General features: G+C 64.3%; 20 protein-coding genes and 1 tRNA gene. 3 read left to right on the plus strand and 18 right to left on the minus strand.

The window, feature by feature from the left end; genetic code table 11:
- Positions 1-76 precede the first annotated feature (76 nt).
- The 6 genes from iolB to RFM68_RS21425 form a co-directional block, all read right to left on the minus strand.
- Positions 77-889 (minus strand): 5-deoxy-glucuronate isomerase, encoded by an 813-nt coding sequence (iolB, locus tag RFM68_RS21400; RefSeq protein ID WP_320234996.1) that lies wholly within the window; start codon positions 887-889, stop codon positions 77-79.
- Between the two features lie 249 nt (positions 890-1138).
- Entirely contained in the window at positions 1139-1351 is a 213-nt protein-coding gene (locus RFM68_RS21405; protein WP_320234997.1) for a DUF3329 domain-containing protein, read from the minus strand.
- 64 nt (positions 1352-1415) lie between these two features.
- Positions 1416-2333 (minus strand): myo-inosose-2 dehydratase, encoded by a 918-nt coding sequence (gene iolE, locus RFM68_RS21410; protein ID WP_320234998.1) that lies wholly within the window; start codon positions 2331-2333, stop codon positions 1416-1418.
- 43 nt (positions 2334-2376) lie between these two features.
- Complete coding sequence (gene iolD / locus RFM68_RS21415; RefSeq protein WP_320234999.1) at positions 2377-4221, minus strand: 3D-(3,5/4)-trihydroxycyclohexane-1,2-dione acylhydrolase (decyclizing); 1845 nt, start codon at positions 4219-4221, stop codon at positions 2377-2379.
- 21 nt (positions 4222-4242) lie between these two features.
- Positions 4243-6177 (minus strand): bifunctional 5-dehydro-2-deoxygluconokinase/5-dehydro-2-deoxyphosphogluconate aldolase, encoded by a 1935-nt coding sequence (locus tag RFM68_RS21420; protein WP_320235000.1) that lies wholly within the window; start codon positions 6175-6177, stop codon positions 4243-4245.
- Positions 6178-6331: 154 nt separating this feature from the next.
- Positions 6332-7177, minus strand: coding sequence for a MurR/RpiR family transcriptional regulator (locus tag RFM68_RS21425; RefSeq protein WP_320235128.1), 846 nt, complete (start codon positions 7175-7177; stop codon positions 6332-6334).
- Positions 7178-7427: 250 nt separating this feature from the next.
- On the opposite strand from RFM68_RS21425, the gene RFM68_RS21430 reads away from it, so the two are divergent.
- Positions 7428-8537: a Gfo/Idh/MocA family protein gene (locus tag RFM68_RS21430; protein ID WP_320235001.1), complete on the plus strand. Its 1110-nt coding sequence runs from the start codon at positions 7428-7430 to the stop codon at positions 8535-8537.
- 166 nt (positions 8538-8703) lie between these two features.
- Here RFM68_RS21430 and RFM68_RS21435 read toward each other — a convergent pair whose 3' ends face one another.
- The 7 genes from RFM68_RS21435 to iolE (RFM68_RS21465) are packed head-to-tail and all read right to left on the minus strand — an operon-like array spanning position 8704 to position 15797.
- On the minus strand, positions 8704-9642 hold the full coding sequence (locus RFM68_RS21435; RefSeq protein ID WP_320235002.1) for a sugar phosphate isomerase/epimerase family protein: 939 nt from the start codon (positions 9640-9642) through the stop codon (positions 8704-8706).
- A 33-nt stretch (positions 9643-9675) separates the two neighbouring features.
- Positions 9676-10668, minus strand: coding sequence for an inositol 2-dehydrogenase (iolG, locus tag RFM68_RS21440; protein ID WP_320235003.1), 993 nt, complete (start codon positions 10666-10668; stop codon positions 9676-9678).
- A gap of 59 nt (positions 10669-10727) precedes the next feature.
- Positions 10728-11546 carry a carbohydrate ABC transporter permease gene (locus tag RFM68_RS21445; RefSeq protein WP_320235004.1) on the minus strand — a complete coding sequence of 273 codons (819 nt, stop codon included), beginning with the start codon at positions 11544-11546 and terminating at the stop codon, positions 10728-10730.
- Positions 11543-12448, minus strand: coding sequence for a carbohydrate ABC transporter permease (locus RFM68_RS21450; protein WP_320235005.1), 906 nt, complete (start codon positions 12446-12448; stop codon positions 11543-11545). The genes RFM68_RS21445 and RFM68_RS21450 overlap by 4 nt, the downstream gene beginning before the upstream one ends.
- Positions 12448-13761 (minus strand): extracellular solute-binding protein, encoded by a 1314-nt coding sequence (locus RFM68_RS21455; RefSeq protein ID WP_320235006.1) that lies wholly within the window; start codon positions 13759-13761, stop codon positions 12448-12450. The genes RFM68_RS21450 and RFM68_RS21455 overlap by 1 nt, the downstream gene beginning before the upstream one ends.
- Positions 13758-14858, minus strand: coding sequence for an ABC transporter ATP-binding protein (locus RFM68_RS21460; protein ID WP_320235007.1), 1101 nt, complete (start codon positions 14856-14858; stop codon positions 13758-13760). Before RFM68_RS21460 ends, RFM68_RS21455 begins: the two co-directional genes overlap by 4 nt.
- Before the next feature lie 27 nt (positions 14859-14885).
- Positions 14886-15797, minus strand: coding sequence for a myo-inosose-2 dehydratase (gene iolE / locus RFM68_RS21465; protein WP_320235008.1), 912 nt, complete (start codon positions 15795-15797; stop codon positions 14886-14888).
- A 538-nt stretch (positions 15798-16335) separates the two neighbouring features.
- On the opposite strand from iolE (RFM68_RS21465), the gene mocR reads away from it, so the two are divergent.
- Positions 16336-17808 (plus strand): rhizopine catabolism transcriptional regulator MocR, encoded by a 1473-nt coding sequence (gene mocR, locus RFM68_RS21470; RefSeq protein WP_320235009.1) that lies wholly within the window; start codon positions 16336-16338, stop codon positions 17806-17808.
- Between the two features lie 1910 nt (positions 17809-19718).
- Here mocR and RFM68_RS21475 read toward each other — a convergent pair.
- From RFM68_RS21475 to RFM68_RS21495, 5 genes are all read right to left on the minus strand, one after another.
- Positions 19719-20000 (minus strand): hypothetical protein, encoded by a 282-nt coding sequence (locus tag RFM68_RS21475; protein WP_320235010.1) that lies wholly within the window; start codon positions 19998-20000, stop codon positions 19719-19721.
- Positions 20001-20042: 42 nt separating this feature from the next.
- Entirely contained in the window at positions 20043-20393 is a 351-nt protein-coding gene (locus tag RFM68_RS21480; RefSeq protein WP_320235011.1) for a hypothetical protein, read from the minus strand.
- A gap of 188 nt (positions 20394-20581) precedes the next feature.
- Positions 20582-20818, minus strand: coding sequence for a hypothetical protein (locus RFM68_RS21485; protein ID WP_320235012.1), 237 nt, complete (start codon positions 20816-20818; stop codon positions 20582-20584).
- 133 nt (positions 20819-20951) lie between these two features.
- A tRNA-Arg gene (locus tag RFM68_RS21490) sits at positions 20952-21028 on the minus strand.
- A 214-nt stretch (positions 21029-21242) separates the two neighbouring features.
- Positions 21243-22166, minus strand: coding sequence for a DUF1003 domain-containing protein (locus RFM68_RS21495; protein ID WP_320235013.1), 924 nt, complete (start codon positions 22164-22166; stop codon positions 21243-21245).
- 493 nt (positions 22167-22659) lie between these two features.
- Between RFM68_RS21495 and RFM68_RS21500 the strand changes: the two genes are divergently transcribed.
- A complete protein-coding gene (locus tag RFM68_RS21500; protein ID WP_320235014.1) occupies positions 22660-23109 on the plus strand; it encodes a universal stress protein in 450 nt (149 codons plus the stop codon).
- Positions 23110-23551: the final 442 nt, after the last annotated feature.

Consider the following 23551-nt stretch of genomic DNA (forward strand, 5'->3'; position numbering starts at 1 on the left):
AAGGCAGGTCCAGTCTCAAGGTCGTTAGCCGACGATTTTTCCGGGACTGGACCAACGGCTTGGCCGTGCTGCCCGATCAGGCCTTCATCAGCCACTCGTGCTCGGCCGCGTTGTGGAATTTCCACGTCCGCTTCGGTCCGGCCATGACATTGAGGTAATAGAGATCGTAGCCGTGGCAGGCGGCGCAGGGATGATAGCCCTTCGGCACCAGCACGACGTCGCCGTCCTCGATGGCCATCGCTTCGTCCAGCTCGCGCACGCCGTTGCGGTCGGCGTCGGTGTAGACGCGCTGGAAGGCAAAGCCCTGCGGCGGGTTGAGCCGGTGGTAATAAGTCTCCTCGAGATAGGACTCCGCCGGCAGATTGTCCTGGTCGTGCTTGTGCGGCGGATAGCTCGATGTGTGGCCGCCGGGGGTGATCACCTCGACCACCAGCAGCGAGTCGGCCGGCTTTCCCTCGGGCAGGATGTTGGTGACGTAGCGCGTGTTGGTGCCCTTGCCGCGCACCTCCTGGCCGAGATCGTCAGGCCGGATGACGCGGACGGGCAGGCCGCCGCCGAGGCCCGGCGCGGAGCAGACGGCGAGCTCCAGTTCGGTGTCGGCGGTCACCGACCAGTCGGCGCCTTGCGGCACATAGACCGACCATGGCTTGCCCTCGAAGGGCGACATGCGCCCGCCGAGCAGGCCAAGTTCCTTGCCGCCGGCCGAGGCCTTGCCCTTGCCGGTGACAAACACCAGGCAGACCTCGCGGTCGCCGGTCTTGCCGGAGGCCGTCTCGCCAGGCTTGAGCCGATGCAGATCGAAGCCGACATAGGTCCAGCCGGCGCTTTGCGGCGTGACGTGAGCGACATGGCCGTGGCCCTTGTCGGCCTTGACGAGCAGTTTCGACATTTTTGTCTCCCTGGTTACCCGACACTTCGATTCTCAGGCTTTTTGCAACCATTCCAGTCGATGGACTTGTCGCGAAACCTCGGAGATTGGCCGGATCTCTCTCAACGTCGTCATCCTAGGGCGAAGCAGGAGCGAAGCTCCGTCGCGGAGACCCTAGGATGACGAAGCGAGGGGCGTTCCGGCCAACCGTATGCGATCCGCCATGCACGCAGTATCCGATCCCCAAAACCTCTGCTCCGTGCATTCCAGTCATTCCTTCGGCTCGGCCGGGGGCTTCGCTCCCTCGGCCGGCTTGTAGAGGTAGAAGAACTGCCACACCGCATAGCCGGCGAAGCCGAGCGCAATGACGCCCCAGAACGGCGTGCCGGAGGCGAACTCTATCACCGACCAGACCAGGCAAACCGCGACGACGGCGATGCGGCGCCACAGCGGCCGGAAGAAGGGGTGCTCATAGTCTTTCATCGCGCCAATCCAGGATTTGTCCAAAGCGCATCAGATAAACCGACCGCCGTGGCGAATCCACCGTTCAGGTATTAGGGAAGCCTTGCGTCTCAACCGTGTAGCCGGCGGCCGTCATCACCCGCATCAGCTCCTTGTGGCCGACCTGCGCCATTTTCAGCGGCGGGTTCTTCTTCGGATCCTGCTCGGCCTCGACCACGAACCAGCCTTCATAGCCGTGATCGGCGAAGCGCTGGACGATGGCGCCGAAATCGAGCGAGCCGTCGCCCGGCACGGTGAAGGCGCCGAGCGCCACGGCGTCGAGGAAGGACTGCTTGGCGCGGTCGAGACCATCGATCACGCCCATGCGCACGTCCTTCACATGGACATGGTTGATGCGCTTGTGATGATTGTCGATGGCGCGCAGCACGTCGCCTCCGGCAAAGGCGAGATGACCGGCGTCGAGCAGCAGCGGAATACCCTCGCCGGAATGGCGCATGAAGGCGTCTAGTTCCGGCTCAGTCTCGACCACCGCCGCCATGTGATGGTGGTAGGAGAGCGGCATGCCCTGCTCGGCGCACCATTCGCCGAACTCGGTGACACGGCGGCCATAGGCCTTCATCTCGTCACCGGTGAGTTTCGGCTTGGTGGCTAGAGGCTTCGAGCGATCGCCCTGGATGGAGCGGCCGACCTCGCCATAGACGATGCAGGGCGCGTTGACGGCCTTGAACAGGTCGATCATCGGCTGGATGCGGTCCTTGTTCCTGGACATATCCTCGTTGACCAGCGTGCCGGAGAACCAGCCGCCGCAAAGCGTGACGTCGGCCTCTTTCAGGATCGGCAGCATCACCTTCGGATCGTTGGGGAAGCGGCGGCCCATCTCCATGCCGGTGAAGCCGGCCGAGCGCGACTGCGCCAAGCACTCCTCCAGCGACACGTCATCGCTCAATTCCACGAGATCGTCGTTCCACCATGCGATGGGGGACATGCCCAGTTTGGCTTTCAAGTCGTCACTCCAATGTGTCGGTTCGTTGCGAGGCCGACGCAGCTCAGCCCTGCCGGCCGCCCACGGCTTCCTCATATTTCTTGCGCGCGGCATTCACCTGTGGCCGCGACGAGACTTCCGGCACGGCGACGTCCCACCAATGGCCGCCTGCCTCGGTCGACACCAGCGGATCGGTGTCGATGACCAGCACGGTGGTCTTGTCGTTGTTTTTGGCCTTGGCCAGCGTCGTCTCCAGCTCGGCGATCGACGCCACCTTCTCGGCAATGGCGCCGAGGCTGGCCGCATGGGCGGCGAAGTCGACGTCGGGCATCACCTCGTGACGGGCGTCCTTCAAGAGATTGTTGAAGTTGGCGCCGCCGGTCGCCATCTGCAGCCGGTTGATGCAGCCATATCCGCGATTGTCGAGCAGCACGATGGTGAGCTTGAGGCCAAGCATCACCGAGGTCGCGATCTCGGAATTGAGCATCAGATAGGAGCCGTCGCCGACCATGACGACGACCTCCTGGTCGGGCTTCGCCATCTTGACGCCGAGCCCGCCGGCGATCTCGTAGCCCATGGTCGAGAAGCCGTATTCGGCGTGGTAGGAGCCGGGCTCGCCTGCCTGCCAGAGCTTATGCAACTCGCCCGGCAGTCCGCCCGCGGCATGCAGAAGAGTGACGCCCGAGCCCATGGCGCGCTGCACGGCGCCGATCACCTGCGCATCGGAAGGATAGGCGGCATTGGTCGATGCCGTCACCTTGGCGGCCGCGGCCCGCCACTCCTCCTTGCCCTTCAGCGCATTGTCGGTCCAGGCGGCCGGCGCCTTCCAGCCCTTCAGCGCTTCGGACAGTTCCGCCAAGCCTTCGGCCGCGTCGGCGACCAGCGGCCGCGCCCAATGCTTGCCGGCATCGAAACCTTGCGTGTTCAGCCCGATGATGGTGCGGCCGGCATTCTTGAACAGCGCCCAGGAGCCGGTGGTGAAATCCTGCAGTCTCGTCCCGACGGCCAGCACGACATCGGCCTCTTCCGCCAGCCGGTTGGCGGCCGAAGTGCCGGTGACGCCGACCGCCGCCATGTTGAGCGGATGGTCATCGGGCAAGGAGGATTTGCCGCCCTGCGTTTCGCAGACCGGAATGCCGGCGCCCTGCGCCAGCTTGGCGAGCTCGTCCGAGGCCTGCGAATAGAGAACGCCGCCGCCGGCGATCACCAGCGGCTTCCTGGCGCCCTTCAACGCTGCAATGGCGGCGGCCAACTCTTGGCGATCCGGACGCAGCCGGCGCGGCGTCCAGACACGCTCGGCGAACAGGTTTTCGGGATAATCATAGGCTTCGGCCTGCACGTCCTGGCAGAGCGACAGCGTCACCGGGCCGCATTCGGCCGGATCGGTCAGCACCTGCATGGCGCGGTTCAGCGCCGGGATGATCTGCTCCGGCCGCGTGATGCGGTCGAAATAGCGCGATACCGGGCGGAAGCAGTCGTTGACGCTTGCCGTGCCGTCGGAGAAATCCTCGGCCTGCTGCAGCACCGGGTCCGGCAGGCGGTTGGCGAAGACATCGCCCGGCAAAAACAGGACGGGCAACCGGTTTACATGCGCGAGCGCGGCGGCCGTCACCATGTTCAGCGCGCCTGGACCGATCGAGGTGGTGGCGGCCATGAAGCGGCGGCGGAAATTCGCCTTGCCATAGGCGATCGCCGCATGCGCCATCGCCTGCTCGTTATGGGCACGGAAGGTCGGCAACTCGTCGCGCACCTGGTAGAGCGCTTCGCCGACGCCGGCGACATTGCCGTGGCCGAAGATCGCCCAGACCCCGCCGAAGATCGGCATTTTCTCGCCATCGATCTCGGTCATTTGCCGGCTGAGAAAGTGGGTCAGCGCCTGCGCCATGGTCAGGCGAACGGTCTTGGTCATTGTCGTCTCCTCCGGCTTTCCTTATGCCGCTTTGCGGCCGCGCGCGGCAAGCCATGCCTCGGTCAGCTGCTCGAAGCGCGCGGCCATGTCGGCGATAGCCTCATCATCCGACATCCTGCCGGCCAGCCATTTTTCGGCCGCGTTGATGAAGATGGTGCGACCGACGGCAAATCCTTTGACGATGGGCGCATTGCTGGTTGCGGCAAAGGCAGCGACCAGCTCGTCCTGCGGTGCCTCGAGCCCGAGCAGCACGACGCCGCGGCACCATGGATCGTTCCTGACGATCACTTGTTCGATCTTCGCCCAGGCATTGGCCGAAGCCTGCGGCTCGAGCTTCCACCAGTCGGGCTTGATGCCAAGCGCATAGAGCTCCTCCAGCGCGCGCGGAATGGTGGTGTCGTCGAGCTTGCCGTGCTTGCCGGCAATGATCTCGACCAGCAGTTCGCGGCCAACTTTCCGCGCGGCCTCGAACAGCGCGCGCAGCTTCTGCTGTTGTTCCGCCTTCAGCGCCTCCGGGTCGTCCGGGTGGTAGAAGCACAGGCATTTGATGCAATGGTCGACCGGCCATTCAGTGAGCTGCGAGCCGATATCCTGCGAGAATTCGAAGCGCAGCGGCCGCGATCCGGGCAGCTCGACCGGACGACCGAGCCAGGCGAACGGATGGCGGGCGAATTCGAACATCGCGTCGCGGCCGTATTTCTCGTCGACCAGCATGCCGTAGCCGTCGCGGCCGGCCGCGACTTTTGCCGCGGCCTTGACGGTCAGCACCTTGAAGTCGGGAATGCGCGCCACGTCGGCGCCGACTTTTGCCGCGACATCCTCCAGCTGGACGCGATGGTCGCAGGCTAAAGCCATCAGCGAAGGAATGTCGCGCCGGCGCGTCGTCGCCCAATGGATGTGGTTGATCGCCTCGTCCTTGCGCAGCGCCAGATGCCTGCTGCCGTGCTTGAGGAAGAACTGCAGCTCCTCGAAGGTCGGATATTCCGGTGCGCAGAGCAGGCGCGACACGGCAAAAGCGCCGCAGGCATTGGCCCAGGTGGCGGCGGTGGCAAAGCTTTCGCCGCCGAGCCAGCCGCGCAGGAAACCCGACATGAAAGCATCGCCGGCGCCCAGCACATTGTAGACCTCGATCGGAAAACCCTTGCCGACGATGCCGTCCTCCAGGTCGTCGCTGATCGGCCCGTCATAGACGATGCAACCCATGGCACCGCGCTTCAGGACGATGGTGGCCGACGACAGCGCGCGGATCGTCTTCAGCGCGCTCAGGCAATCGTCGGCGCCCGACGCGATCATGATCTCTTCCTCGGTGCCGACGATGAGATCGCAATCGGGCAGCACCGTCTTCAGCTGCGCCGAGACGCGGTCGGATTTTACATACCGCTCGAAACCCTCGGCATGGCCGGCAAGGCCCCAGAGGTTCGGGCGATAGTCGATGTCGAACACTACCTTGCCGCCCTTGGCCTTCATGAGGCGGATCGCCTTGCGCTGCGCGGCATCGGAGTTGGGTCGCGAGAAATGCGTGCCGGTGACGACGACGGAGCGCGCCGAGGCGATGAATGCATCGTCGATATCCCCTCCGGCCAGCGCCATGTCGGCGCAGTCGGAACGGTAGAAAATCATCGGCGAGACGCCCTCGCTCTCGACCGAAAGCAGAACCAGCGCGGTCAGCCGCTCCGTGTCGGTTTTCAAACCGTCGACCGAGACGCCCTCGCGTCGCAGCTGTTCGCGGATGAAGCGTCCCATCTGCTCGTCGCCGACGCGGGTGAGCAGCGCCGAGCGCAGCCCGAGCCTTGCCGTGCCGACGGAAATATTGGCCGGACAGCCGCCGACCGACTTGGCGAAGGAGGTGATGTCCTCCAGCCGCGAGCCTATCTGCTGGCCATAGAGGTCGACCGAGGCGCGGCCGATGGTTATGACGTCGAGCGGCGGGTATTTCCCTTCCACGGCTTCGCCCATTCGAACCTCCCATCGGCCTTGTTGTGCAGAGCAGCGTCGTTTTGGACAGCACGCGCAAGCGACGACGTGGTGCCGTCAATATGAAATATTAATTCCAATCTACGGTCAATATGGAATGAGCGTTCCCAAGGCGAAAAGCGCTCGACGGCGAGGCTCAGCCCTTGCGCCGGCGCCCGGCCTCGCGGCGCTTCTCGCCGACGGCGACAGTCAGCGCCATGGCCAGCGCCATGGTTGCCGAGATCGAGCGGAAGCCGCCGAAATCGGCCTCGGCGACCTCGAACCAGACCTTGGCGAATTGCGCCAGCGGCGAAAACGATGAGTCGGTGATGGCCACGATCGGCACGCCCTGTTCCGCGATCGAGCGCGTCTCCTCGATGGTCGCAGGCGCATAGGGCGAGAAGCTGATGGCGATGACGGCGTCGCGCGGCGTGGCGAAGCCGATCATCTCGGCGTTCAGGCCGGCGGCCGATTCCACCAGCTGGTTGCGGATCTTGAGCTTGCCCAGCGCATAGGCGATGTAGGACGCGACCGGATAGGAGCGGCGCTTGGCCAGCACATAGATGGTCTCGGCTTTCGCCAGCAGGGTGACCGCCTCCTCGAAATGCGCATCGTTGAGCGAACGCGAAATGTCGCTGAGCGAGGTGCTGGCGGCAGCGACGAAGCCGTCGAAGATCGCCCGGTGACCGGCGCCTTCCTCGGCCTTGGCGCGCAGCGCCGCCAGCCGCTCGTCATAGGAGGAATTGCGCTCGCGCAGCCGCTCGCGGAAAACCTGCTGCAGGCTGGTGAAGCCGTCGAAGCCGAGCTGCTGGGCAAAACGGATCAGCGTCGAGGGTTGGACGCCGGCCGAAGCGGCAATGCTTGCCGCCGTGCCGAAAGCGATGTCGTCGGGATTGTCAAGCGCGTAAGCCGCGATCTGCGCGATACGCTTGGGCAGGCTCGCGCGCCTGTCCAGGATCGTCGCGCGCAGCGTTTCGAAATCGCGAGGCACCCGTTCGTCCATCGTCGCTCCGACCACGGCCATGAAATCTGTCCCTCTCCTGCCTCATCATAGCGAGTTCGCGCAAGAACACCATAAAAAATGATTTGGATGTTCCATTCTTTGCTGAAATGGACTAATTCATCCATATCAATTTCTTCCCCGGAGCGATTCCGCTTCCACGGAACCGCTCCATCTGTTTGTTGACGCAATTCCGGACGGAAAACCGCTTGACACTTTTCCTGGAATTGCTCGGTCGCGGAGACAAATCGACATGGTCGGAGTGGGCCTCATCGGCACGGGCTTCATGGGCAAGTGCCACGCCATTGCCTGGAACGCGGTCGGTACCGTCTTTCCCGATGTCGAAAAACCGAGGCTGGTGCATCTGGGCGAGGTGAATGACGAGCTTGCCCGGCACAAGGCCGGCGAGTTCGGCTTCGCCAAAGGGTCCGGCGACTGGCGCGCCGTGGTCAACGATCCGGACGTCGACATCGTCTCGCTGACCACGCCCAACCAGTTCCACCCGGAAATGGCGATCGCCATTCTGGAAGCCGGCAAGCATCTGTGGTGCGAGAAGCCGATGGCGCCGAGCTTTGCCGAGGCCGAGGCGATGGCGAAGGCGGCGAAGACATCCGGCAAGGTCGCCGTGCTCGGCTACAACTACATCCAGAACCCCGCCATCCGCCATATCGGCGCGCTGCTCGAGGAAAAGATCATCGGCGACGTCAACCTCGTGCGCATCGAGATGGACGAGGATTTCATGGCCGACCCGGAAGCGCTGTTCTTCTGGAAGCATGAGGCGGCTTCCGGCTACGGCGCGCTCGACGATTTCGCTGTACATCCGCTGTCGCTGATCAAGGCGCTGTTCGGCCGCGTCGTCCGCGTCATGTGCGACATGGCAAAACCCTATGCCGACCGCAAGGTCGCTTCCGGCGGCCGCCGCGCGGTCGAGACCTACGATATCGCCAGCGTGCTCATGCACCTCGAAAACGGCGTCGCCGGCACGCTCTTGGTCAACCGCTCGGCCTGGGGCCGCAAGGGCCGCATCGCCATCCAGATTTTCGGCTCGAAGGGCTCGATCCTCTACGACCAGGAGCGGATGAACGAATTCCAGCTCTACCTCACCGCCGACCGGCCGACCGAGCAGGGCTACCGCACCGTCCTGGTGGCGCCGCACCACAAGCCTTACGATTCCTTCCTGCCGGCGCCCGGCCATGGCCTCGGCTTCAACGACCTCAAGATGATCGAATGCCGCGAACTGTTGATGCGCATCGCCGGCAAGCCGGCCCGGATCATCGACTTCGATGAAGGACTGGAGATCGAGCGCACCGTGCATGCGATGGCGCGCTCGTTCCAGGAGCAGCGCTGGGTGGATGTGAGATAGTCCAGCCGGATGCCCAAACCGGCGCAACGACAGGCGCCGGTGGCGGCAGCGGTCTGCGGGATGCCGAAGCTGGTGCGCGCAACTCGACATTCGCTTTCAAACCTGCGGATTGCGTGCGGCGTGAGCCCCGGGGCGGACCGTCTTCAGGCGGTCGTATTGGCCCATTTCAAGCCAGGTTGATGGCGACGTTGCGCAGCAACGCCACGGATTTGCGCATGCCTTCCATGGGCGAAAGCATCATGTCCTCGTGCTCGATCGAGAGCACGTCGTCGTAACCGACCTGCTTCAGCGCGGTGCAGAACTGCCGCCACCAGGTCTCACCGTGGCCGTAGCCCAGCGTGATGTAATTCCAGGCCCGGTCGGCATAGTGGTTTGGCGGACGCGCATCGAGCATGCCGTCGATGGCCGCCGGTATCGGCTCGATGCGCGTGTCCTTGGCGTGCACATAGTAGATGGCCGAGCCAAGCTTGCGTATGGCGGCGATGGGATCTGCGCCCATCCAGATCGGGTGGCTGGGGTCATAGTTCGCGCCAACGGTTTCGCCGACGTCATCGCGAAGCCTAAACAGTGTCTGCACGTTGTAGACTGCCTGATGGCCATGCAGTTCCAGACACAATTTGCCTATGCCGAGATTGTTCGCGAACTTAACGAGATCGCGCCAGTAGGGGATAATGCGGTCGTCCCACTGGTAGCGCTGGATGTCGGCGCATTCGGGCGGCCAGTCGGTGATGATCCAGTTGGGGTTGGCATCGCCTGGGCCGCCGGGCAACCCGGACATCATCACCACGCGATCGATGCCCATCAGGCTCGCCAGCCGGATCGTGTCCTGCGTAACCTGATGGTGCTTCTTGCCCTGCGGTCCCGGATGCAGCGGATTGCCCGAGCAGTTGAGCGCCGCGATCGTCAGCCCGTGGTCGCGGACCTTGGCGACGAAGTCAGCCCGGGTCGCCGCACTGTCCAGCATGGCCGCGAGATCGATATGCGGCGCGGACGACCAGTTGCCGCAGGCGAACTCCAGCGTCTCCAGGCCGAGCTCGGCCGACGCGCGCAGCATCTCGTCAAACGACAGATTGCCCAGGCTGTCGGTGATCATGCCAATCTTCATTTCGGGGCTCCCGGTTCATTTCAGACCATCCGCTCAGAGCCTTACAGGCTCGAACCTGCCGGACCTGGCGGAGGCAAGCGCTGCCTCGCAAAGGATCATCGCCTTGCGGCCATCGCTCGCCGTGACGGCGGGCTTCCTCCCCGTCTCCACGCAGGAAATGAAGTGATCGACCTCGGCTGCATAGGATTCCGCATAGCGCTCGACGAAAAAATAGTAGGGCTTGTCACGCGATATGCCCTTGCCCCCATACATCTCCACCGAGGTCGGCAGCCGGTTGCCGGCCTGCAGCATGCCGTCGGCGCCATGGACCTCGATGCGCTGGTCGTAGCCATAGGCGGCCCTGACGCTGTTGTTTATGTGGCATTGCCGGCCGGAGGCCGTTCGCAGGATGAACATCGCGGTGTCGTAGTCGCCGAGCTTCCTGTACTGCGGCGCTACCAGCGAGGATCCGGTCGCGAAGAGTTCGACCGGCTCCTCGTCGAGCAGGTTCCGCGCCATGTCGAAATCGTGGATAGTCATCTCGCGAAAGACGCCGCCGCCTCCCGCCAGCGCTTCCTCGGTTTCGGGTTCGGGGTCGCGGCTGGTGATGATGACCTGCTCGACGGCCCCGATCTCGCCGCCGTCAAGGCGCTCCTTCAGCGCCCGGAAGCTCGGATCGAAGCGGCGGTTGAAGCCGATCTGGAACGGCACGCCCGCTTTCTCGACCGCGGCCAGGCACTCGTCTGTGCGCTTGAGATCGAGATCGATCGGCTTCTCGCAGAAGATTGCCTTGCCTTTCGCCGCCGCGGCCATGGCGAGCTCGGCATGCGTGCGCGTCGCCGATGCGATGAACACCATCTTCACCGACGGATCGTTCATCACGGACCAGGTGTCGGCGATCTCGGCACCGGTCGCGGCCGCGACCTTGGCCGCGGCCTCCTGATTGGGATCGACGATGTAGCGCAGCCGCACCTTCGAGTGACGCGCGAGGTTGCCGGCATGCACCCTTCCGATCAGTCCCACCCCGAACAGACAAACATCCATCATGCGTTCAACTTTCCTGTGCGGCCGTCCGGAACGGCCAGTTCAACATGCCAGGCCCGCGGTCACTTGACGGCGCCCATCGTCAGGCCGCGAACCAGGTGCCGCTGCACCAGCAGCGCGAAGAAGACGATCGGCAGCGCGCCGATGACGCCGGCGGCCGCCATCGAGGCCCAGTCGGTATCGATGCGCCCGATGAGCGTGGCGGTGCCGCGCGGCATGGTCATCGCCCGCGGCGTCGCGGTCAGCGCCAGCGCGAAGAGGAATTCGTTGAAGGTGACCAGCACCGCGAAGATGGCGGTGGCCGCCAGCCCCGGCGCGGCCAGCGGCAGCGTGATGCGGCGGAACGCGCCGAAGCGGGAATCGCCGTCGACCATGGCCGCCTCCTCGAGATCGACGGGGATCTCGCGGAAGAAGCTCTCCATCATCCAGACGCAGAAGGTGACGTTGAAGGCTGTGTAGGTGGCGATCAGTCCAAGCCAGCTGTCCAATAGGCCGAGGCGGAGCATCAGCAGATAGACGGGGATCAGGATGACGACCGGCGGGATGATGCGCAGTGTCAGCAGGAACAGGCCGACCTTGCGCTCCGCGGCGAAAGGCAGGCGGAATCGGGCGATCGCATAGGCGCCCATCGCGCCGACGACCAGCGCGATGGTGACGGAGAAGAAAGTCACCACCAGCGAGTTCGTCAGGTAGGAGCCAAACTGCTTTTCGGTGAACAGCCTGACATAGTTGTCGAGCGTCGGCACATGCGGGTAGAGCGTGCCTTCCTGCGTGATCTCGCGGTTGGACTTGAGCGAGGTCGAGACCAGCCAGTAGATCGGCAAGAGCACGACCGCCAGCACCAGGATCGTCGTCAGGATGCGGGCGAGACGAGTGCTCATGACGCGTCGATCCTGCGCAGCAGCCTGATGGCGCTGAAGGCGAGCGCGAGCACGACGAGGCCGATCGTCACGAACAGCGCCGCCGCATATCCGGTCTGCTGGAACTTGAACGCGGTGTCGTAGCCGTAGATCGAGATCAGCCTCGTCGCTTCGCCCGGCCCGCCACGGGTCAGCACGAAGACCTGGTCGAAGGTGCCGAAGGCATCGATGGTCCTGAGAACGATCGCCACCGCCAGCACCGGCCGCATCATGGGGAAGGTGAGGTCGGCGAAGACGCGCCACGCGCCGGCGCCGTCGACGCGCGCGGCCTCGAACGGCTCGTGCGGCAGCGATTGCAGCCCGGCGAGCAGGATCAGGAACATCAGCGGCGTCCATTCCCAGACATCGAGCACGACAAGGCCGATGAAGGCGTTGAGCGGGTTGCCGAGGATTTGCACCCCGCCGCCGCCCATGGCTTGCGAGAGCGCCGTCAGCATGCCGGCGTCGCTGGCGTAGATCAGGCGGAAAACGATGGCGACAACGACCGGCGTGACCACCATCGGGATGATGAGCACTGTCCTGAGCAGACGGATGCCGCGAAATTCGCGCAGGCAAAACAGCGCGAGCGCAAAGCCGAGCACCGCCTCGAAGGACACCGACAGCGCGACGAACTTCACCGTGACCCAGAGCGAATTCAGGAACTGCGCGTCGCTCCAAAGATGCACATAGTTTTGCAGGCCGACATCGGAGATGGGCGAGCCGTAGCGGTAGGCTCTGGTGCTGGCCCTGAGGCCGTCCCAGAGCGGATAGACCAGAACGCCGAGCACGATCGTCAGGCCCGGCGCCAGCATGAGATACGGGAGGGCGAGGTCGAGCCCCGCCCCCCGCAGGCGATATTTGCGTGCCTGCGTCGCGCTTTGCATCAGTAGTAACCGGCAGTGGCGAGATAGTCCTTGACCTGCTTGGCGGCCGTGTCGAGCGCGGCACCGCCGCCCGAACCGGCCTGCAGAGCCTTGTTGAGCTCGATGCCGAGCAGTTCCTCGACCTTGGCCCAGTCGGGCGTGCGCGGCCTCGGCAGCGCGCCGGCGTCGAGCTGCTGCAGGGCGACCGGGATCAGCCGGTTGCCCGGCTTGGCGATGCCGAAGGCGCTGCGCTTGACCGGGATCGAGCCCGCTTCCGACAGCTTCGCTTGCGCCTCGGCGCTGACATACCACTTCAGGAACTCGATCGAGTTCGCCTTGTTGGGCGCCGATTTCGGCACGCCGGCGATGAAGATGCCCATCTGGGCGATCGCCTTTTCTTGGCTAGGCACGACGCCGAAATCGAGCTTGCCGGCGACCTTGGTCTGCGCCGGATCGTCGGCCTTCAGTGCGTTGCCCGAATACTGGATGATGGCGCCCGCGTCGCCGCCGAGGATCGCCGCACCCTCCTGGTCGGAGTCGAACTCGACCACGCCGCTCGGCGCGTTCTGCTTCATCGTGCCGACGAAGAAATCGGCCGATGCCTTGCCTTCCGCCGAATTGAAGATCGGGTTCCACTTGTCGTCGAAGAAGGAGCCGCCGAACGACAGGAAGATCGGATACCAGCTGGTGACGATCGGATTGCCCGTAACGCCGCGGAAGACGACCGGGTATTTGATCTTGCCGGCCGCCACCCCTTCCTTGCCCTTGGCGATCACCTCGTCCCAGGTCTTGGGCGCGCCGCCGGTGAAGACGTCGTTGCGGTAGGTGAGCGTCTGCAAATCGCCGACGAAGGGCACGCAGATCAGCGTCGGCTTGGCGTTCTCGAAGCCCTTGACGCGCGGCCCCTGCTGCGGCGGCCAGTAGCCCATGTCGATCATCGGGCCGATCCAGTCCTTGTCGGCGCCGTCGATGCCGCCAGCGCCCAGATCTTCGAGCACGTTGGCGGCGCCGAACTGCGGCACCCATGGATCGTCGAGGAGATAGAGGTCGTACTGGCCGGCGCCGCTCTGGGCGTCGGCGAACCACTTCTCCAGCGTCACGCCATATTCATCCTCGAGGAACTCGATGTCGAAGCCCTGCTCCTTCGCGAGCGGGATGATCTTCTGCTTGAACGGTGTCAGGCCGCCATCGGCGAAGGCGCCGATGATGACCTTCTTGTTGGCGGCGCGCGCCGGCATCGGCATGCCGAGCATGGTGAGGGCCGTGCTGGCCAAGGGCAGGCCGAGCCCGCCCTTGATGACGGAGCGGCGAGTAAGTCTGCTGGAATGCGTCATTTCACTCTCCCATTGTTGTTGTCGACCCTGTGGACGGCGGTAAGGCCCGCCGAATTGAAGAAACAGGCGTTCGCCGGGTCGAAGGCGACGCCGATGCTTTCACCCACCAAACCCCGGAAATCGCGCCCGGCGCGCACCTGGACGTTGCCGCCGTCCAGGCGTACGTTGACCAGCGTCTCGTTGCCCATCGGCTCGACGACATAGATTTCGCCGGGCAGCGCGTTCGGCGCGTCGGATTGGGCGACGCTGCAATCTTCCGGTCTCAGCCCGATCTCGACGATCTCGGCAAGGCGGCACTCGGCGAGCCGCGTCCGCTCCAGCGCAACGATCTTTCCGCCCGTCATCACGCCTTGCTCGGCAAGCGCGACCGGCAGGATGTTCATCGGCGGATTGCCGACGAAGGTGGCGACGAAACGGTTTGCCGGGCGGTCGTATATCTCGATGGGCGGCGCCATCTGCTGCAGCTCGCCGCCATGCATGACGGCGACGAAGTCGGCCATCGTCAGGGCCTCGACCTGGTCGTGGGTGACGTAGATCGTGGTGGCGCTGAGGCGCTGGCACAGCCGCTTGATCTCGCCGCGCATGGTGAGCCGCAGCCGCGCGTCGAGGTTGGACAGGGGCTCGTCCATGAGGAAGGCGGCCGGGTCGCGCACGATCGCCCGCGCCAGCGCCACGCGCTGGCGCTGGCCGCCCGAGAGCTGGCGCGGCCGCCGGTCGAGCAGATGGCCGATCTCGAGGATGGCGGCGACCTCGCCGATCTTGGCCTTGCGCCCGGCGTCGGGCGTGCCGCGGATCCACAGCGGATAGCCGATGTTCTCGGCGACCGTCATCTGCGGGTAAAGCGCGTAGCTCTGGAAGACCATGGCGATGTCGCGGTCGCGCGGCTGCAGCCGGGTGACGTCGCGCTCGCCGATGAAGACCTTGCCTTCGGTCGGCATGTCGAGCCCCGCCAGGATGCGCAGCGCCGTCGTCTTGCCGCAGCCCGACGGGCCGAGCAGCGCGAGGAATTTGTGGTCGGGCACGGCAAGGTCGAGCGATCGCAACACGTTGAGCGCGCCGAAATTCTTGACCACCTTCTGGTACAGAACCGAGCTCATTTCCCTCCCTGGCGCCCCATCCTGCCTTCAGGCCTTGCGCTCGTGCACGTAGAAGCCCGCGCCTTGCGCCAGCCTCTTCAGATTGCGATACCCCATCGTGGCATACGTCAAGGGATGCGCCTTGGCCGGGTCCTGCTCGGCCTCGACCACCAGCCAGCCGGAATAGCCCTTGTCGGCGAGGATCTTGAGCAGCGTCGCATAGTCGATCGCGCCGTCGCCGGGCACGGTGAAGATGCCTTCCATGACCGCGCCCATGAAGCTCATGTCGGCCGCGCGCGCCTTCTTGAGCATCGCCGGGCGTACATCCTTGCAATGGACATGCACGACGCGCCCGACATGCCGGCGCAGCAATTGCTCCGGGTCGCCGCCCGAAAAGGCGCAGTGGCCGGTGTCGTAAAGCAGCCCGACCGCCTCGCCGGTGCTATGCATCAGCCTGTCGATCTCATCGTCGGTCTCGACGATCGTGCCCATGTGATGGTGGAAGGCCATGCCGACGCCGAAATCGGAAAAACGTTCCGCGAGCCGCGTGATCTTGGCGCCGTAGGCCTTCCATTCCTCCGCCATGAGCTTCGGCCGCTGCGAGATCGGGTCGTGGATGGCGCCATGCCGGCCGCGCGAGGTGTCGGCATAGACGACACGCCTGGCGCCGAGGTCCCTGAGCAGCGTCAGATGCGGCCGGATCGCCTCGAATTCCTCGTCTACATCCTTCTCGCAGATGCGGCCGTCATACCATCCGGAGACCAGCGCCAGCCCGTAACGGTCGAGGATCGGCCTCAGCGCGCGGCTGTCGCGCGGGAATTTGCCGCCAAGCTCGGTGCCGGCATAGCCCGCCTCGGCTGTCTCGCTGAGGCACGTCTCGAGCGGCGTGTCGCCGCCCAGTTCCGGCACGTCGTCATTGGTCCAGGTGATCGGATTGATGCCAAGTCGAACTGTCGTCATTGCTCGCTTTCCGCCCCGCAGCCGGGATGGCTGCGGGGTGTTGGTCTCGGGAGGATATGGCTGCGGTTCTGGCGGGGGCACAAAGCCCTTGCCGTTTCTGCCCGGCAAGGCGCCCTCCCGGCATCTTGCCCGACATGTCCTGGTCGACGTCTTACCCCAACGTCAGCAGGAGAAGTCTACCCCCCTCTGTCTCCATCGCGAGGTCCAGTTTTCGGGAAAATGAAGGAACCAGTTTGCGTCGGCCAGCGGCTGTGGCAGGATGAGAGAAGATGGGAAATCTGGAAATCATCAAGCGGTGGCGCGAGGCCCCCTCTCTGCCCTGCCGGGCATCTCCCCCTCAAGAGGGGAGATTGGCAGCTTCGCCGTCGCGCGCCCCTTTGCGACGTTGGCGATTGGCGAAGGCCGGCGCGACATCCGATCTCCCCCCTTGAGGGGGAGATGTCCGGCAGGACAGAGAGGGGCGCGAAGGAACTCGACTATGCCAGGCATGCGTGTCGCGGCACGCCATCGCCAGCGCACCTATGGGCGGGTGTAAACCATGCGCCACCACCCCAAACCCCAGGCCTTCCCCCTCGACATGCTCGCCGTGAACCGCGCGAGCCCCGAGCATCTCTCCCGCCAGCTCTATCACGGCCTCGTCGCCATCATCCGCAACCGCACGCTGGCGCCCGGCTCGGAGCTTCCCTCCACCCGCGCTTTGGCCGCCGAGCTCGGCCTTGGCCGCAACACCATCGTCACCGCCTACGACCAACTCGCTACCGAAGGCTATCTCGCCAACCGCCAGGGCGCGCGCCCGGTCATCGTCGACCTGCCGGATGGTCCGCGCGAAACACTCACACAGGCGCCGCCCGTGCCCTTGCGCGCGCCCTCGCTGCGCGGCCAGCAACTGCTCCGCCAGCCCTATCATCACGGCAGGCCGGGGCACGTCGCCTTCCACCCCGGCATGCCGGATGCGCAGAGCTTTCCCTTCGGCGTCTGGGGCCGGCTGGTGGCGCGCCGCGCCAGCCATGGCGGCGAGACCCTGTTCGGCACCTATGACGTCACCGGACATCCGGCGCTCAAAGAGGCGATCGCCGGTTATCTTTATTCCGCGCGCGGCGTGCGCTGCCGGCCAGAGCAGATCGTCGTCACCACCGGCGCGCAGGCCGCCTTCGATCTTCTGGCCCGCCTGCTGCTCGACCCCGGTGACACGGTGTGGATGGAGGAGCCCGGCTATTACGGCGCCAAGGCCGCCTTCACCGTGGCCGGCGCGAAAATCCTGCCGATCCCGGTCGACCAGGAGCGCGGCTGGCGCCTCGACACACCAAGCTTCTCGCCCCGCCTCATCTATGTGACGCCGGCCTGCCAGCATCCGCTCGGCATCACCATGCGCATGGAGGAGCGGCTGCGCCTGCTCGACATCGCCGAGACCGGCAATTCCTGGGTGATCGAGGACGATTTCGACGGCGAATACCGCTTTCAAGGCCGCCCCGTGCCGGCGATCCAGAGCATGGACCGCTCCGGCCGCGTCATCTATGTCGGCACCTTCGCCAAGCTGCTGTTCCCCGCACTGCGCCTGGGCTTCATGGTGCTGCCGCCGGAGCTCGCCGGCCCCATCGTCAACGCGCTCTCCACCACCGGCCAGTTCGCGCCGCTGCTGCTGCAGGCCGCCTTGGCCGATTTCATCACCGAAGGCCATATGAGCCGGCACCTCAAACGCATGCGCCGCATCTACGCCCAGCGCCGCCAGCTTTTCCGCGAGATCGTGACCGAGCGCCTGCGCGACGAGATCACGCTGTCCCCCGCCGAAGCCGGCATCCAGGTGGTGGGCTATCTGAGGGAAGGCATCGACGACATCGAGGTCAGCCAGGCGGCGGCAAGAAGGGCGATCAACGTCTCGCCGCTGTCGAAATATTTCCAGAACACGGCGCCGACGCAGGGGCTGGTGCTGGGCTACGCCGCGTGTGACGCCGCGCAGATGCGGGACGGGGTGGAAAGGCTGGCGGCGGCGATACGCGAGACGCTGGGGTGAGGGAAAATCGGTCAACGCCGTTCTCGTGGGCGCCGGGGGCGGAGTGTATCATTTTAATACAATCTCCAATTTGTAGACTCCTGTGATGCATCGGCAGCTAGTGCCTCCGTCCCGGCTATCGGAGGGAAGCTGCGGACCGGGAGAAAAACGATGTCTGCCCCAAAAAAAGAAGACTATCGAACGAACAGAGCTGACTATGCGATCGCCGCGGCGAAAGGCCGACCGGCCATTGATGTCGATCGCAACGAGATACTGGAAAGAAGAAAGAAAACATTGTGGCTAAGCGATCCGCGAACCGCCAGATTGGCCGCAAATCCGTGTGAAAGCCTGCCGGGACCAAGAACAAGATCGCGCGGGAATTAACGACGCTGGTGCTTTGGGCGATAGCTCTGCCTTTGGGCTACGCCCATGTGTCGATCATTTCACGAGGGGCGGATATTTGCCGTCAGCCGGTGCCCCCGCCGGTTAGGCCCGGCGTTTGCTGGCCTCCCTGCCAGCCTGCCGGGCCGCTCCCCCATCGCGTCAGATAACGCGCTTCTCCCATCGGATAGCCACCAGGCGCCGGAACCGAATCGTATGCGCTTGCTCTCCGGTCGGATGAAATAGCTGCGCGCTCACCCGCTCCCGCTTCCCTCACTGCTGACAGCGCATCTTTGCCCGTATCTCGTCGATCGTGACCTTGCCGTCCCTAAGCTCGGATGGCTTGTAGTAGCGCGAGACGTTGTAGCGCGCGCCCAAGGCTGGGCAGCGACTACCCTTCCCCTGGAGATGTGTCGCAGGAACCAAAGCTGTAAGCGGCGATTGATTACTCGACGGAATCGTTGATCGCCACTGTTGAGGAATCCATCCCATGATGTTTGAGCCCCTCGATATGCAATTCCAAAAACGAATGGATCTCCATAGAGCCGCGCGGCTATCGATGCTGCGCAACCGCGTAGTGAAGCGTATGGATAAGGTCGCCCATTCGGTCGACGAGGTTGAGCAGGCGGTGGCAGTTTTGGTTGAAACCGCCAATCGGCCAGACCTCCCCTATGCTAGGGACTTACAGATTGCTCTGGCGCGACAGGCCCTTAGGCGGACTTGCGCGCGGGCTTGATACCCTCTCTGGCAAGGCTCTTCTTCCCTTGGCGCCGGCCCGGAATGCTCCTGCACCCGCTGCCAGAGCATTCCGGGAAAAGTGTGGGCGGTTCATCGCGCCAGAGATCAGGATTGGGACTAGGGTCGGCGGCCTGATCTTCGCCAAGGTCGCAAAATAGGCGACACTTGGCGGACCGTGAGAAGCGGGATTATCGCCCGCTTGGCTTTCTTTGCACTGGCAAGCTAGCAGCTTGTGCACTGGGATGCAGATGCGCATCAAAGATGGCGAGCTTGAGTCCATATGTGAGGCGGGTTCGCGTGTTGCAGGTGTCGCAGATGAAGAGCTTGGCGCTCTTGATCCACGATCCTTTTCGGACCACGGCGGTTTGGCACTCCGGGCAATGAAAGGTTATGTCAGATTCGAACAGGTCTCGTGAAAGGACCATCGTCTTGCTCCGCCGATCAGATGGTGAAGCAAAATCGATGCCGGGCTTGATGTTTCGGGCTGATACACGTCATCCGTTCATATGGCGATATATTAGAGACTGCTGACAGAATGGCCTCAGCCGGTGCATGTCCTGAGTTGCCGCCCACCGGTCAAAGGCCGGCTTGCGGCCCACCCTGCTGCCGGCCGGGCCACTCGCGGAGTTCGGGGCAAGGCGTCTGGCCTTTGCGCTTATCCGGTGTCGGCGAAAGCGGTGGAAAGACATCAAAAGTTATCATCCATGCAGGAATGCTAATTTAGCCTCTGCCTTTAGCCGACTCCCCCCGTAATGAGTCGGTTAGGCCCGGCGGTTCAACCCAACGCACCCCAACGCGGAACTGTCGGGCCGCTACGGGCACGGCGTCCGGCTCTTGCGCTGCTCCGGCGTCATGGCGTGATTGGTGAACTGGAGGTTCCTGTCGTCGCGGCCGGCCGCCCTGCATTCATGGCAGAAGATCGCCTTGATCAGATCCCAATGCAGGCAAGGCTGATCGGGCCCGAGTCGGCTCACCAACTCGGCGACGCCAAGGACGGCACGCCGCTTGCACGTGAGGCAGTTCACTGAAAGGCCCGTACCCGCCTCCAGCTTCTTACCGAGCGTGTCTTCGACGAAGGGATATTTGTTCGACATTGGCGATCCTCGTGAAATGGGGTCGCCGCACCACCTAGGGATTTATTCCTCCCCCAGTCGGTCTTCAAGTTCTTTCATAAAATGGGCTTCGTTGAGCAGCGATTCCCAATCGGTGCCGAAACGCCCGATCAGATCGTGGGCCTGCTCCTTGGAGATGTTTGCTTCTTGGGATAACCGGCCGGCCAAGAGATCAACGGCGGCGAGATCGGCCTCGGGCAAACTGCCATCGCGGTGCTGCATCGCCTCCGCGATCACTTCGAAGACACTGCCGACTTCCTCATAGATCTCGCTTACCGCGATGCCCTCTTGGTCCGCAGCTTCCATCGCTTGGTCAGCTAGATCGTTTATCGCGGCCGGGTCGTCGGTCACCACATCCGGCAGATGCTCTGCCATCCATTTGTCCAGGAAATTTGCGCCGCGTGTGCTCATCTCGGCATAAGCGGCACGTGAACATTAGGTTCCGCTCATGAGCCCGCCACCGCGAGGGGCGATAGCGGGCTCTCAGGCTGTGGGCAGCCTGAGGATAGCGCGTCCATCTGGCGACGGTGCGCCACCCGAGAGGAGTAAGGCGGCTATGTGCCTTATGTTCCATCTTCGCGGAAGTCCTGCAGGGAGGCGTGGCGCAGATGCTCTTCGCCGCACATATGCTTCACGCGGCCGACCAGGCCAGGTTTGACCCATTGTGTCGCCGGCCGCTTTATGCCCTCCGGCGCTGGCCCGGAATACTCCTGCACCCGCTGCCAGAGCCGTTCGCGTATTTCCCGGTTCAAGGTGATGAAAGCCGCTCCTACATAGCGCCCGGTCCCACGCTCGGCCATCAGAGCGAACGCCGGCTTGCCGGGCTCGCGCTGTCCTGGCCGTAGGCCCGTAAAACTCGGCGATTGTGTGGGACGCCAATGTGGGATGCAGTCGGAAAATGATAGAAGAGTCGGGGTAACTTATTGATTTGATTGGCGCACCCGACAGGATTCGAACCTGTGACCTCTGCCTTCGGAGGGCAGCGCTCTATCCAGCTGAGCTACGGGTGCTTCCGGGAAAACGAACCGGCCGGTGAGCTGGCCAGCCACGGCTTCTTAGCGGAAGCCGCTCCGGGCTTCAACGGCCAATTGGAATGGCGGCGGTCTGACGGGTCGATTCTCTGACCGATCGGCTATCGGAGATGGCGCTCCCCCTCTCCGTCTCGGCTTCGCCGAGCCACCTCTCCCCCACTTCGTGGGGGCGAGGAACCCAAGCACCTCCCCCTCACCCCTGCACCTCGCTCTTCGCCACCCTGCGCCTCACCCCGTGCGTCGCCCGTTTCTGCTTCTTCGCGCTCGCCAGCTCGTGCATCGCGTCGAGCTGCATTTGCTGCATTTCGGCCAGCCGCTGCCATTGGCGTGAGATCAGATAGTCGAGTTTTTCGTGCAGGTGCCGCACTTCGAGCTCCGCCTTGAGGTTCACCCGGTAGTCGTTGAAGGAGCGCAGCCGGTCTTTGGCTTCTTGCCGCCTCTGGCTCATCATGATCACCGGCGCCTGGATGGCTGCGATGCAGGAGAGCAAAAGGTTGAGCAGGATGAACGGGTAGGGGTCGAAGGCGCCCGACATGCCCTCGAAAAGGTTGATGCCGATCCACACCAGCAGCACGCCGCCGAACGAGATCAGGAACCACCAGCTGCCGCCGAATTCGGCCATGCCGTCGGAGACACGGTCGGCGAAGGAGCGATGCTCCTCGAACTCCTCTTCCGAGTTTTCCGAGATCGTGTCCTGCCTGGCGATCGATTCGACCACCTGGCGGTCGAGCTCGGAGAATTCGCCATGCTCCTGCTGCAGCAATTCCTCCATGTAGCGCATGCGGTAGCGGCCGAGCTCGGCGCGGCTGACGCGGGCGCCGCGCGGCAGGTCCGGATGGTCGGCGCGGATGCGGTCGGCAAGGCTGGGCCTCAGGTCGTCGATCCGCACCAGGTCGCGCTTGCGGAATTTGCGGCCGCTGATCGCCGAGGGCTTCTTCTTCGGCTTGACCCTGGATGTGCCGGGAACGTGCGGTTCGGAATCCGGCACCTCCGGCGCTTCGAGGATCTCGTCCGCCGCCTCGTGCGGGTCCTCCGCCACGGTCTCCGCCTCGAGATACTCGCCGGCGATGTCGTTCTCGTTGTCGGCTTGCTTCTGCGCCTTGGGGTCGCTGGCCATGCTCGGTGCTCCTGTTCCCGGCTTGGCGATACGATACGCCAAGCCGGCGGCATATCCATGCCGAGTGTGAATCTAGTGTGACCGAACAAGTTCTTGTGATGGGGCTGGGGGCAGGGCGCCCGGCGATACGCGTGCAATCGCACAGGGCGGCGCCGCCCCCACTCCGTCTCGGCTTCGCCGAGCCACCATTCCGGGGCGAGCCACGGGTCTCGCCCGTCCTTCGGACCCCCCGCTTCGCGAGGGAGAGGAAATGCCAATCGCCGAGGCTCGGCCTTATTTCCTCTCCCCCACCATTTGGTGGGGGAGAGGTGGCTCGGGCAAAGCCCGAGACGGAGTGGGGGCAGCGCCTTTCGCGATTTCTCGCCCCCGCTGGCGCCACGATCCCCACCGGCTGGCACCATCCTGGCCCTGTGGTCGCGCCGGTCGGCGAACTACATCAAGCTTAAGCCTGCCCACCGGGCTTCCGCCAACGCAAGAAAGAGGGATCGTCATCATGTACAGGAAAATCCTGATCGCCACCGACGGCTCGGAACTCGCCCACAAGGGCGTCGCCCATGGCCTGGAACTCGCCAAGGGTCTCGGCGCCGCCGTCACCTTCGTCACCGTCTCCGAGCAGTTCCCGACGCTCGCCTGGGGCGGCGCGATGGCCGGCTATGTCGCCGCCGACGAACTCACCAATTACGAGGAAAGCGCGCGCAAATATGCCCGCGAGGTGCTGGACAAATGCAAGGCCGAGGCCGATGCGAAGGCTGTCAGCTCCAAGGGCCTCCATGTCGAGAACCGGACGCCCGCCGAAGCGATCCTCGAGGTCGCCGGCAGCGAAGGCTCAGACCTGATCGTCATGGCCTCGCACGGCCGCCGCGGCATCGGCCGCCTGGTGCTCGGCAGCCAGACGGCGGAGGTGGTGTCGCTGACGGAGATCCCGGTGCTGGTGGTGAGGTAAAACGGTCGGTGGGGCGACGCCTCCTGTCAGCTCGTCATTCCAGGGCGGAGCGACGCGAAGCGGCGCGCAGACCCTGGAATCCATGCCGTGACGCCTGTCGCAGAACACCAGCGGAGCAGAAAGAAGAGGTCTACGCAGCCAGCCAGGTGCCAAGCTCCGCACCGTCGCATCGCTCATAGGTCGCGGCATGGACCCCAGGGTCTGCGCGCGTCGCTTCGCTCCTTGCTCCGCCCTAGGATGACGAGGGCAATCGCACATGGAAGGCCGAGGCCTTCGCCCCACGAATACCCCCACCCACCTCGCGGACGCTGATCTCGGCAAATTACCAAAGTTCGACGCTGATATGGTCAATAAAGGCGCGCGGCAGCGTTCCCTCCCCTTTGTGGGGAGGGTTAGGGTGGGGGTCCTTCTTCGCAAGAATCATATGCGATTGCCCTGCTAG

The organism is Mesorhizobium montanum (assembly GCF_033977145.1).
Taxonomy (GTDB): Bacteria; Pseudomonadota; Alphaproteobacteria; order Rhizobiales; family Rhizobiaceae; genus Mesorhizobium; species Mesorhizobium montanum.